Source organism: Parasphingorhabdus sp., from assembly GCF_036568145.1.
Lineage (GTDB): Bacteria > Pseudomonadota > Alphaproteobacteria > Sphingomonadales > Sphingomonadaceae > Parasphingorhabdus.
Genome location: NZ_DATCTC010000023.1, coordinates 23,438 through 35,732 on the forward strand (window position 1 = coordinate 23,438; position 12,295 = coordinate 35,732).

General features: G+C 55.5%; 10 protein-coding genes and 1 tRNA gene. 6 read left to right on the plus strand and 5 right to left on the minus strand.

What is annotated here, in order from left to right; all coding sequences use genetic code 11:
- Nucleotides 1-146: 146 nt before the first annotated feature.
- Together VIN76_RS07995 and VIN76_RS08000 are read left to right on the plus strand one after the other, a co-directional pair.
- Nucleotides 147-3,224 carry an autotransporter outer membrane beta-barrel domain-containing protein gene (locus VIN76_RS07995; protein WP_332041313.1) on the plus strand — a complete coding sequence of 1,026 codons (3,078 nt, stop codon included), beginning with the start codon at nt 147-149 and terminating at the stop codon, nt 3,222-3,224.
- Between the two features lie 291 nt (nt 3,225-3,515).
- Nucleotides 3,516-4,037: a DUF2721 domain-containing protein gene (locus VIN76_RS08000; RefSeq protein ID WP_332041314.1), complete on the plus strand. Its 522-nt coding sequence runs from the start codon at nt 3,516-3,518 to the stop codon at nt 4,035-4,037.
- Between the two features lie 58 nt (nt 4,038-4,095).
- On the opposite strand, the gene VIN76_RS08005 is transcribed toward VIN76_RS08000, so the two are convergent.
- Nucleotides 4,096-4,851, minus strand: coding sequence for an SDR family NAD(P)-dependent oxidoreductase (locus VIN76_RS08005; RefSeq protein ID WP_332041315.1), 756 nt, complete (start codon nt 4,849-4,851; stop codon nt 4,096-4,098).
- Between the two features lie 196 nt (nt 4,852-5,047).
- Here VIN76_RS08005 and VIN76_RS08010 point away from each other — a divergent pair, with 196 nt between their 5' ends.
- Genes VIN76_RS08010 through VIN76_RS08020 form a run of 3 tightly spaced genes read left to right on the plus strand, consistent with a single transcriptional unit; the run spans nt 5,048 to nt 7,728 of the window.
- Nucleotides 5,048-6,391: an erythromycin esterase family protein gene (locus VIN76_RS08010; RefSeq protein WP_332041316.1), complete on the plus strand. Its 1,344-nt coding sequence runs from the start codon at nt 5,048-5,050 to the stop codon at nt 6,389-6,391.
- Nucleotides 6,392-6,401: 10 nt separating this feature from the next.
- Nucleotides 6,402-7,052, plus strand: a complete 651-nt coding sequence (locus VIN76_RS08015) for a dienelactone hydrolase family protein (RefSeq protein ID WP_332041317.1) — start codon at nt 6,402-6,404, stop codon at nt 7,050-7,052.
- A gap of 19 nt (nt 7,053-7,071) precedes the next feature.
- The gene (locus VIN76_RS08020) at nt 7,072-7,728 is read left to right on the plus strand and encodes a phosphoribosyltransferase (protein ID WP_332041318.1); all 657 of its coding nucleotides are present in this window, start codon (nt 7,072-7,074) and stop codon (nt 7,726-7,728) included.
- 460 nt (nt 7,729-8,188) lie between these two features.
- On the opposite strand, the gene VIN76_RS08025 is transcribed toward VIN76_RS08020, so the two are convergent.
- The 3 genes from VIN76_RS08025 to VIN76_RS08035 form a co-directional block, all read right to left on the minus strand.
- Nucleotides 8,189-8,794 carry a hypothetical protein gene (locus VIN76_RS08025; protein WP_332041319.1) on the minus strand — a complete coding sequence of 202 codons (606 nt, stop codon included), beginning with the start codon at nt 8,792-8,794 and terminating at the stop codon, nt 8,189-8,191.
- A gap of 274 nt (nt 8,795-9,068) precedes the next feature.
- Nucleotides 9,069-9,153: transfer RNA gene (locus VIN76_RS08030), tRNA-Leu, on the minus strand.
- Between the two features lie 124 nt (nt 9,154-9,277).
- Nucleotides 9,278-10,039, minus strand: a complete 762-nt coding sequence (locus VIN76_RS08035; protein WP_332041320.1) for a prepilin peptidase — start codon at nt 10,037-10,039, stop codon at nt 9,278-9,280.
- A 192-nt stretch (nt 10,040-10,231) separates the two neighbouring features.
- Here VIN76_RS08035 and VIN76_RS08040 point away from each other — a divergent pair, with 192 nt between their 5' ends.
- A complete protein-coding gene (locus tag VIN76_RS08040; protein ID WP_332041321.1) occupies nt 10,232-11,419 on the plus strand; it encodes an acetyl-CoA C-acyltransferase in 1,188 nt (395 codons plus the stop codon).
- 326 nt (nt 11,420-11,745) lie between these two features.
- On the opposite strand, the gene VIN76_RS08045 is transcribed toward VIN76_RS08040, so the two are convergent.
- Complete coding sequence (locus VIN76_RS08045) at nt 11,746-12,237, minus strand: SH3 domain-containing protein (protein ID WP_332041322.1); 492 nt, start codon at nt 12,235-12,237, stop codon at nt 11,746-11,748.
- Nucleotides 12,238-12,295: the final 58 nt, after the last annotated feature.

A 12,295-nucleotide genomic window follows, 5' to 3' on the forward strand; every position in this document is an offset into this window, starting at 1 on the left:
CCCCTAGTTCTTGCTCCAATAATCCATAATAATTACAGTGGGTTAATCGCCTATCGCGGCGATTTTTATCCCGGCTTATGCGGGTTGGCCGCGTCAGTGACGTCTTGTCGGATATCGAACCAATATCTTTAGACAAGGAAGCCTGAATGCGTATTTTACTCACTTGCACCTGCCTCACCCCCATTGCCATGATCGCAGCGGTCCCGGTTCATGCCGAAAAGGTTATTGATGATGAACGGACAACCGCCATTGCCACCGGCAATGATAAGATACGAATTACCAAAGATGGCTCGATAAAGCTGGAGAGCGGCACAGCGGTAACGATTAACAGCGATCATGATGTCACCAATGAAGGCGAGATCCAGATAACCGACGCTGATAACGCTCAGGGAATTTTTGCCGAGGCCGGCCGCGCCGGGACCATTACCAACAAAGGTTCTATCATTATCGATGAGGATTACACACCCGAGGACGACGATGAGGATGGCGACCTTGATGGCCAGTTCGCTACCGGTGAAAATCGCTATGGCATCCGAACAGAAGGCGCTTTTACAGGGTCCGTAATCAACAGCGGTAACATAAAGATCGAAGGCAATGACAGCGCCGGAATATCGCTGGAAGGACCGCTAACCGGATCACTTGAGCAAAGCGGGAGGATCTCGGTCGTCGGCGATAACAGCGTTGGTGTACGCACCGGCGCTGTATCGGGCGATGTGACACTCAGAGGGACGATAACGGCGCAAGGGGACGGCGCGGTTGGTGCAACCATTACCGGCCCGGTTGGCGGGACTTTGCTGGTTCACGGAACAATATCATCTACCGGCTATCGCCACACGGCCCGGCCTAGCGATGTCTCCGATCTTGATGAGGATGATCTGCTACAAGGTGGCCCGGCACTGGCAATATCGGATGATGTTGCAGGCGGGATATTATTCGACATTCGCCCCGCCGATAATGACGAGGATGATGATGACGAAGATAATGACGGCATCGACGATGATAAGGAAGGCAGCGCGTCGGTCACCTCTTATGGTGAAGCGCCTGGTGTTCAAATCGGTTCAACGAGCGATACCGTAACCATTGGCGCAGTTGCCGGGGATGCCGCAGACGGCAACGGAGTTGTTATTAACGGAACGATCCAGGGCAAGGGTGTTTATGAAGGCGTCGCCGGTAACGGCTTGTTGATCGGCGGCCTTGGCGGAGAGACGGAAATTGTCGGAGGCATTTTGGTCAATGGCACGGTGAGCGCCCAGTCTTTTGATGACAATGCCACCGCCATCCGTATCGGTGACAAAGCCACCGTGCCGCAAATCACTAACAACGGCACGATAAAGGCAACGGGTGGTGATAACGAAAGCTCCGCCGTATATGCGATACTGGTGGAAGAGGGAGCTGTGCTGACCTCCATCACCAATAGCCGCACGATCAGCGCGGAAGCTGCGGAAGACGGCTCGGCTGGCGCGATTATTGACCGGTCCGGTACGCTGGCCTCTGTTGAAAATAGCGGCACGATCAGCGCGATCAGCGAAAGCGGCGATGCAGGAACTGCCATCGCCATCGACCTGTCCGAAAATAATGCTGGCGCGACCGTCCGCCAGATCGCTCAGGAAGATAAAGCCGCACCCGCCATTCACGGTGACGTGCGTTTCGGCTCTGGTGATGACGTGTTCGATATTGCTGGCGGCACGGTTGCAGGCCGGTTGGACTTTGGCGGCGGCGCAGATCGCCTGACACTATCCGGCGACAGCGTGTTTCGCGGGACACTGGCTGGCTCTGCCGGTGCCACGATAAATGTGAATGGCGGCACGCTATTGGCCACGAATATCGCGCCGGTGGACATTGCTTCGCTGAATGTTACCGGCGAAGGCACGCTTGGCATTGTCATCGACGGACAGTCCGGCAATTTCACCCAGTTCCGGGTCGCGGACAGTGCCAATTTTGATGCCGGGTCAAAGCTGGAAATCAAGCTGGTCAGTGTCACCGAGTCCGAGGGCCGGTATCAGATAATCGACGCCGCGAACCTGACGGGCGGGGAAAATCTGGAATCTGACAGCGTTATCCAGTCCTATATGTTCAAAAGCAGCATTTCGAGCGACGATGACGAAGGCGCAGTCTGGGTTGATATTGAACGCAAAACCGCCGAGGAAATGGACCTCACCACTTCACAGACCAGCGCTTATGAAGCGGTGTTTGCCGTTCTGGATAATGATGCCGCTGTTGCATCCAGCTTCCTGAGCGCGACTACGGCCCAAGCATTTGACGAGACTATTCAACAGATGTTGCCCGATCATGCTGGCGGTGTTTTCGCCACTGTCACCCAGGGGTCACGTTCTACGGCAAGGTTCCTCACCGATCCGGTCGGCCCCTATAGCGATCAGGGGGGTTGGGGCTTCTGGCTGCAACAGACTGTATGGGATTTGTCCAAAGGCCGCGGTCAGACAGATAGCTATGATATTACCGGCCTTGGGACATCAGCCGGCGTAGAAGTTGAAACGGGTTCTTTCGGCAATTTCGGAATATCCTTCGCCTATCTCAACAGTAATGACAGCGATGCCGATGCCGCCAACGAAGTGGATAGTGACCAATATGAATTTGCCGGATACTGGCGCGCGCGCTGGGGCGGATTGCGGGTCTTTGCAAGAGGTTCATATGCCAAGATTAACTTTGATTCCCAGCGACGCTTTGAATCGGACAATGACGGCAACCGGGTAGAGCGTTATGCGGTCGCGGACTGGAATGGCGATCTTTATAGCCTTGCCGGTGGCCTTGCTTATGAAATGAATGTGGGCCGCTTTTCGCTCCGTCCGGCGGTATCGGTCGATTATTATAACCTGAAAGAGGAAGGCTATACCGAAACCGAAGGCGGGGATGCGTTCAACCTGATCGTGGAAGGGCGGGACAGTGATGAACTCGCCCTCAATACAACGATGGCAGCGGCGCTGAATTTCGGGGACAATGACCCCACCGGCAACTGGCTGCGCGCCGAGGTAGAAGGTGGTTATCGTCAGGGAATCGGCGGCAAACTAGGCAATACCGTTGCCAGGTTCGAGGACGGCGAGTCATTCACGCTGAGCCCCGATACCAGAACCGATGGATGGATCGGCGGATTGCGGCTGATCGGCGGCTCCGGCAACCTGTCCGTTGCGGGTGAAATAAACGCGGAGGAACAGTTGCAGGACAAAGTCGCACTGGGCTTGCGCTTATCCCTGCGGATGGGTTTCTAGAACTCTCTTGGGGATTTCGACCGGATAAGGCGAAGTCCCCAAGTGCTTTGTGATCCATATCCAGGATTACAACTAAGCCGGAAAACCCCACGACCGGCACATCCAAAGTGGCGATATTCATTGAATGAAAACGCTTTGGATGTGCCACTGGCGGGGTTTTCGAAATGACGGCTATTCGGCTACGGACGCAAAAAGCGGACTTCGAACCCCTCTTTTACGGGGAAAATCAGAGCAGTTGCAGAGCTTGGTGTTGGGGTATAGTTTCCATACAATTCAATCGCTGGAGGCTGCATGATCGAACTGCTGATAAATAATGGAACTCTGGCGTCCGATTTAATAGCAAGAACCTCCGATACGGCAAATGTTCAAAAGATTGTGCAAATCTCGCTGGCCCCGGTTTTTCTTCTCGCAGCTATCGGAGCTTTCCTCAACGTTATGAACGGGCGGTTGATTTGGCTTACCGAAAGAGTGGACCGGTTGGATGAATGCGCGAAAATGGGGAAGCGGGATCCCGGCTTGGAAGAGCTTCCTGTCTTGAAGCGTCGGCAAACATATGCGCACCGCGCGGTCACTCTAAGCACGGTTGCAGCATTGCTTATATGCACTGTGGTGGCGCTCATGTTTGTAAGTGCCTTCGTTCGCCCCCCAATCGGGACTTACGTCGCTGTAGCTTGGATTCTGGCGATGACGCTGGTCTTCTCTGCCCTGCTTTTCTTTCTGCTGGAAACCAAATTCGCGACACGTTCTGCTAGTGAACGCAGGAGACTGTCTCGAAAGATTCGCGATCAGAAAGATGATGTTGGTAAAGGCTAATGCTCGAACATGAATGGCATCATCGAAGGCTGTAAAAGCGTCGTTCAGGCCGCAGTGATCAATCTTCCCCGTGGAGCGGCAAAACCTGGCCCGTCGTCGCGCCGCCATCAATTGTAAACTCGCTTCCGGTGGAATAACTTGCTTCGCAAAGCAGAAATGAAACCATTCGGGCGACCTCTTCAGCCTCACCAAAGCGCGAGATGGGCTGGCCCGCCACCACCTCTTGCGGCATATCTTCGGTCATCGGCGTTCGGATTGGCCCTGGGTGTAGAGAAACCACTCTGATTGCATCCGGAGCAAGATCGAGAGCAGCAGCCTTTGTCAGGCCCCGGACGCCCCATTTGCTGGCGACATAAGCGGCAAGCCCGGCATAGCCTTGCAATCCGGCGGTTGACGATGTGTTGACTATTACGCCGCCTCCCGCGCTTTTGAGAGCCGGAGCAACAGCATGGATACCCAGGAATATCCCTGTGAGGTTCGTATCTATCACTCGGCGGAATTCGTCTGGCTCGCATTCAGCCACCCCGCCAAATGCAAGGATGCCAGCGTTATTGAATAGCGCGTTGACTTTCCCGAAGGCTTCTTGCGCCTGGGCTATGGCTGCATTCCAGTCTTTCAGACTCGTCGCGTCGAGCCGCAGGTATCGTGCGCGCGGGCCGAGTTCCTTTACCAGCGCCTCGCCCTCGTCATCGAGCACGTCAGTCACCATGACCCTTGCGCCGGAAGCCACCAAAGATCGAGCCGTAGCCGCACCTATTCCCCGCGCGCCTCCAGTGATAATCACGCACAAATCCTCGGCAGCGATTCTAAACATTGTAGCCGGCTCCATGGTCGTTGGAATTGGAACCGGACTAAGACTGCGCGAGCACGGGCATAATCCGTATAGTTACGGGGTACAGATCAAACCAGCCGCTGGAGCCAGTGTGTCGCACTCTCGCAGCCGCCGTCAGTGCCACTGCGGCTAGGCCACCTTGCTTGAAGATATTCGTAATCTGTAGTATTTAAGGCCGATGAATAAGCCGATTGCCTGGGTCAGGAAGTCGCGCTCCCCCTCGAAAGAGTTGGTTGCAGCATTGCGGGATCATGCCGAATTGATCCCCAGGCCGGAAAGCCAGGCTGACTTTGGGAAGTTCTTTGATCGCTATGGTGACGCGCAAGTAGTGCTACTAGGCGAAGCCACGCATGGCACATCTGAATTTTACAGTGCACGGGCGGCAATCACGCGGCGGCTCATCGAGGAACATGGCTTTACCATCGTCGCGGTGGAGGCCGACTGGCCAGACGCTGCGCGCATTGATGGCTATGTTCGTCATCACGATCCGCGGCCGAGGCGCGGAGACAGTTTTGTCCGGTTTCCGACATGGATGTGGCGCAATCACGATGTGCTCGCATTCGCGGACTGGCTGAGGGATTACAATGAAGATAAATCAGAGGAGCGTCAGGTCAGCTTCCACGGGCTGGATGTTTACAGCCTGACCGAATCCATTGCCTCGGTGCTGGAATATCTGGATGCCGTCGATCCTGACGAAGCCGCCAAGGCACGCTGGCGCTATGGTTGCCTGACACCATGGCAGGATCATCCGGCCGAATATGGCAAGGCGGTGGTTCATGGCGGGCTTGGCGCTTGCGAGGAAGCGGTGCTGGGTCAGCTTCGCCGCCTGTTCGAAAACCGGCTCGACTATTTGAACCAAGACGGTGAAAAATGGTTTGATGCGGCGCAAAATGCCAAGATCGTTGCGGCGGCAGAGCGCTACTACCGCTCCATTTATGAAGGCGGTGCGGCCTCGTGGAATCTGCGGGACCGCCACATGTTTGACACGCTGCAGTCGCTGATCTCGCATCGCGGAGAGGGAACCAAAGCGGTGATTTGGGCTCACAATTCGCATATCGGGGACGCATCCGCGACGGCGATGGGGTGGAATGGTGAATTCAATATCGGTCAGTTGTGCCGCATCGCATATGGCGATGAAGGGGTCAGCATCGGCTTTGGCACCGACAATGGGACGGTGGCAGCGGCGAGTGACTGGGGCGCGGACATGCAAATCAAGACTGTTCGCCCTGCCCGTCCCGACAGCTATGAATATGCATTCCGTCAAACCGGCTACGCCCGCTCGCTTACGGACTGGCGAGGTCGTGACCGGCAGGATCTTGCCCATATTCTGCGAGAGCCACTGCTGGAGCGGGCCATTGGCGTGGTTTATCGTCCCGAAACCGAACTGCTCAGCCATTATTTCGAAGCGATACTGGCCGATCAGTTTGATGCTTATGTCTGGTTCGAAACTACCAAGGCGGTCACCCCGCTGGGACATGAAAAGCCACGCGGAGCACCGGAAACCTACCCCTTCGGCCTGTAAGGAAACAAGGATGACCTATGATATTTCTGAAGGCGTTCAGGCAAGAGAGGTCGAGATCCAGCTAATCGGGCTAAAGGCAATCCTGACGGTACCAAAAAACGCAACCGCGATGATCATTTTCGCTCATGGCAGCGGCAGTGGCCGGCTGAGTCCACGCAATAATCACGTCGCGGCGGCGCTCCGCGAGGACGGTTTTGCCACGCTGCTTCTCGACCTGCTTACTCCAGAGGAGGAGCAGGACCGTGCGAATGTGTTTAACATCGAATTGCTCGCAAAACGCCTCTCCATGGCAGCAAGCTGGGTCCGCGAGCAGCCGGCTTTTTCCGAGATTCCGATTGGCTATTTCGGTGCCAGTACCGGCGCCGGTGCGGCGCTGGTGGCGGCCGCGCGTGATGAACCGCAAGTCGCCGCAGTTGTCTCCCGCGGAGGAAGGCCGGACATGGCCGGAACTTGGCTGGATAAGGTGCATGCGCCAACCTTGCTGATTGTCGGCAGTCTCGACGGGCCGGTGATCGATCTGAACAAAGAGGCTTATGACATGCTGCAATGTCCGAAGCGGTTGACCATCATCAATGGCGCCAGACATTTGTTCGAGGAGCCCGGAACGCTGGAAGAAGTGATTGTGCACGCCAGTGCGTGGTTCAGTGCGCACTGCGACTAAGGCGATAAGGAGAGAACATGTGGATGACGGGACTATTCCCTTTGATAACAGGCAGGATGCCGGTCGGAAGCTCGCCAGAAAGCTGAGTGAGAAAGATTTTGAAGATCCCCTGATAATGGCTCTGCCGCGTGGAGGGGTACCGGTAGCGCATGAGGTTGCAAAAGCCCTTGGGGCAGAGATGGACCTGTTGTTTGTCAAGAAAATCGGGGCGCCCGACTGGCCCGAATATGGCATCGGGGCGGTCGTCGATGGCACCAACCCGCAAATCGTGCTCACGGAAGAGATCGTCCGCCAGCTGCGACCCAGCCCCGAATATATCGATGCCGAGGTGCAGCGGCAGTTGAAGGAAATCGCCCGTAGACGCGTGGCTTATCTTGGCGATCGGCAGCCAATCGAAATGAAGGACCGGACGGTGATCATTGTGGATGATGGCATAGCGACCGGCGGAACGGTCAAGGCTGCACTCAAGGGCGTGCGTAAAAATCAACCACGCAGGATCATCCTTGCGGTTCCGGTTGCTCCGCTATCCACACTGGAAGAATTGAAAGACCAGTGCGACGAGATTGTCTGCCTGTCCACCCCCACCCCTTTCGGTGCAGTCGGTTCTTTCTATCGTGATTTTGACCAGACCAGCGACAGCGAAGTCATCTCGTTAATGGCTAGCACGCATAATTGACGAGATTGTTTCCATGCTGTTCTGAATTTCGACTAACGGCCTGTCATTTCGCAAGTTCCGTCATCAGCGACCCGCTCCGGATTCCAAGGGTAATTCGTCTGGCTCGCGGCTTGGCTCGTCCGGCGGTTGTTCGATTGGTGTTGCGTCCGGCCTGTCATCTGGATGCGTGACAGGACAATCCGGTTCTCTTGGCGGACTGTCCGGCGGGTCAGGTTGGTGTTGCGGGGTCATGATAGAGTCGACCTTCCGATTGCTGATCCTCGAATCATATCGAGCAGTGGCAGAATAGAATATCAGGAGATTTACGGAAAGGAATGAGGAGGATTCACACCTTCCCTGCAACTTCGCATCAGAGCCTGTCACGCATGAAGATTGGATTGAAATCCCAACCATGCGATTTGGCAACTCGATTTAGACCACGGAATTCCCATCCATCCTCTGAAGGAATATGCCTGACATTTTACTCGTCTTTCCTGCCTTCATTCATCTCTTTTTCCCACGTTTCCTTTGCCGCAACTTGAGCAGCTTTGCTAGCATCCGCGCTCGCAGCGACGGCCTTTATCATAGCCTCTTGTGCCGTTTGCGCGGCATTTTTCGCAGCAGTGACATCGGATTTCAGTCCCGCCTTTAACGACGCGTCGGTTTCGAGCACGGCTTTTTCAGTCGCGGCCACGGCCTCTTTCGCAAGATCCTCGGCTTTGCGGGCATTTTCATTTACCGCCAGATCGATTCTGGCATTGGCTTCGGAGACCTTGACCTGCGCCTTCTTGGCTGCGGCTTCTGCCGAGAGCGCCATTTGCGATGCAGCCTCCTTGTCCTTCTGTGCTTCGGAACAGACAGCCAGCTTCGCGGCCATCAAGGCCATTTTTGCCGCATTATGCGCTTCCACCGCCGCTATGCTGGCAGCGTGTTTCGCCTCCTCCATAGTTTGCTGCGCTTCGCCCATCGCGTCATTTTCGGATGTGGCGGGTTCTGCCCCATCATCGGTTTCTGTTTTCTGGGTGCAGCCGTGGATCGTCAGAGAAAGAGCCAGTGCGGCAGCAACTGTGGATAATGTTTTCTTCATGACTTGGACTCCAAAATGAAATTTGCGAGTCGACGCAGCATGACACTGTTCATCGCCCGAGGGGTCCGGCGATTAAACAACAGGAACGGAGTGTTGTAATTACGTATTCTCCACAGGTTCCAATCCTGAAGACATTCTCGACCAGCCTGCAGCCGGTTTACGCAGATCGTGGAAACGTAATTAATCAACGGAGAAGGTGATACAAATGCTCTGGCCCACGGTATCGCAAAGCTTACCCCGATCAAAGGGAGCAGTGCCCAGCTTTGAACCGAAATGGTGCCCCTGGCCCGACTCGAACGGGCACTCCTTGCGGAACTCGATTTTGAGTCGAGCGCGTCTACCAATTCCACCACAGGGGCTGATTTCCTTTGCCGCAGACAGGCAATTTGTGAAATCGCGGTCCTGTTAGCGGAGTATATTTTTGCTGGCAACCCTCTGCGTGATGCGGGATGCTGCTTTCTGTGCGTTTATGTGCGTTTCTGCTTACAGGAGCATCCCGCCCGTCATTGTCTGGACGATCCAGAGCGGGAAAGCGGCAATTGCCATGAAGCTGCCCATCGGCAAGGCCGTGTCAGCCGTAACCCCCTCCCCGCGGAGGCGCAGCATCAGTGCCGCCAGCAATCCGACCAGCGCCGCGCCCAGAAGCACCAGTGGCAGCGCGGACCATCCCAGCCAGCAGCCGATGGCCCCTAGCAGCTTCGGATCACCGCCGCCAAGCCCTTCCCGCCCGCGCAGCAAGCGATAGCCCCAGCCGATCAGGAAAAGCGCTAGAAAACCGCCCGCTCCGCCGATCATCCGGTTAAGCAGATCAGGCTCCTCAACAAAGAAAGCGGCCGCCAGCCCGATGACCGCCAATGACAGAGTCAGCCTGTCGGGCAGCCAGTGGCATTTCGCATCCAGCGCCGCGAGGGTAAGCAAGAACCAGCCGAATATAGCGCCTGCCACACCTGCAACATCAGGGGATGCATAGAGTGCCAGTCCGCCGATCAGCCCTGCGCCCAGTTCAATTACCAGATGGTCGGATACTATCTTTGCACCGCACTGTGCGCATTTCCCCGCCCGCAAGACATAGCTGACGACCGGGATCAAATCGGCTGCCCGCAATTGCCGATGACAATTATCGCAGCGCGAACGCCCGGAAATAACAGATTGTCCCAGCGGCCAGCGAATGACAATCGTGGCAAGGAAGCTGCCGATTATCAGGCCCAGTAGCGCACCGGCAATAGGATAGAGAAGAGGATTCATACTGTAACCTGAATTGCCATGGTGATTGGAGAGCCCGTTTCCTGTTAGCTTCAAATCGGTCGAACCGAAACAGCTACGTTTCTAAAAGACCTGTCATTCCCGCGATTGAAAATGCTGGAAACTGCGCCTATGTCGAAATCCAATCTTCCATACTGCCCATGCAGTCCAGACAATCTTGAAAGGTTTTAACCCATGTCCCAATCCGATCCTGTCGTCATTCTGTCCTATGCCCGCACCCCGATGGGCGGCATGCAAGGTGCTCTGAGTGAAGTAAGCGCGCCGAAACTGGGTGCTGTTGCTGTTCGCGCGGCTGTGGAGCGTGCCGGAATTGATGGCGCCGATGTAGAGCGTATCTATATGGGCAACGTCCTGTCCGCGGGTCAGGGTCAGGCCCCTGCCCGTCAGGCGGCTCTGCTGGGCGGCTTGCCGCAGTCAGTGGAAGCGACCACGGTCAACAAAATGTGTGGATCGGGTATGCAAACCACGATCATGGGCGCGGAAGCGCTGGCAGCCGGATCGGTGGACATGATCGTCACCGGCGGAATGGAAAGCATGACCAACGCCCCCTATCTGCTCCCGAAAATGCGGAGCGGAGCGCGGCTGGGACACACACAGGCAATGGACCATATGTTCCTGGACGGATTGGAAGACGCTTATGAGCCGGGCCGCGCAATGGGCAGCTTTGCAGAGGAAACCGTCACCGAATATCAAATGACCCGCGAAGCGCAGGACGCCTTTGCGATTGAATCGCTCGCCCGTGCCAAAGCGGCCGTCGAAGGCGATGCCTTTGATGATGAAGTCGTTCCGGTAGAGATCGAAACCCGCAAGGGCAAAATTGTCGTGGACAAGGACGAGCAGCCCTTGAAAGGTAATCCGGAAAAAATCCCGCAACTTCGCCCCGCTTTCGCAAAAGACGGCACCATCACTGCCGCCAATGCTTCTTCCATTTCGGACGGTGCAGCGGCTCTGGTGCTTAGCCGCGCCAGCGTAGCCAAAGCCAAGGGCCTGAAACCCGAAGCCTATATTATTGCCCATGCCGCCCATGCCCACGCGCCGGCAAAATTCACAACCGCTCCCGTATCGGCAATCCAGAAAGTTCTGAAAAAAGCGAATTGGAGCGTCGATGATGTCGATCTTTGGGAAGTCAACGAAGCCTTTGCCTGCGTCGCGATGTTCGCCATGCAGGATATTGGCATTTCACATGACAAGATTAACGTCAACGGCGGCGCAACGGCTCTGGGTCATCCCATTGGTGCCAGCGGCACGCGGATCATCGTTACATTGATTGCGGCGCTGAAAAAACAGGGCCTGAAACGCGGCGTTGCCTCTTTGTGCATCGGCGGCGGTGAAGCGACAGCCGTTGCGATTGAACTGGCTTAATAACCGTTTTAAACTTTCAAATCCAAAAGGCCGCCATTCCCGTTTTCGTAGGAATGACGGCCTTTCTATTTCAGCCGAGGATGACAGCCAGACGTTACCGCAGACGATAGCCTCCACGAAAAATTCTGTCCTACACGTTGCGGTCTGTGATAGCCCGTCATCCGGCTCTTTCTTAATTTGAATATCACCCTTGCTTGTCATTCGGCCACCGCTATTGGCCGAAAATGTCAAACTTACCGGAAATTGGCAGGAAATAAAGCTTCCTAGGTGTGAAGTTAGTGAAGTTAGCAATGATGCCTAGCCGGAAGACCTCACCCGCCCCCACATTATTTCAGCGGTTCATCACCCCAAATCATATCGCGCGCAATGTAACCGCGCCGCCCGTTGGCATCGAACAGGCACCATTGTCCTTCACAGTCGGTAATCTTGCCAACCACGCCGCCTTCTACCCGCCAGATAATCTTGGCATTACCGTCCGGCTTGCTTCGAAGCGTCCGGATCTGTCCTTTTTTACCAAGCACAATCGCTGTCTGGGTTGCCGTCAATAACCGTGCGTGCATCCAGCCTTGCGTCCCGTCCGGATCTTCAATCTTGCGCCACGATTTATAGCGAGCGACAACTTTGATCGGTAAGTGCTTGCGCTGATATATCCATACGGTCGGGTATCCGGTACTGGGGCCAGTCCGCATCCGCGCCTTTGCCTCATCGATGGATGCCCAATAAGGTGGTTCTTTCTGGGCCATAGCCGGCGAAGCTGCTGCCAGAATCCAGATAGCGGCTCCCAGTATTGACAATATTCTCAATGAAAATTTACGCATTTTGCAAAAATCTAATATTCCTCCGACGACGCACTGCCCTTTAGTGCTTAGCTGTATT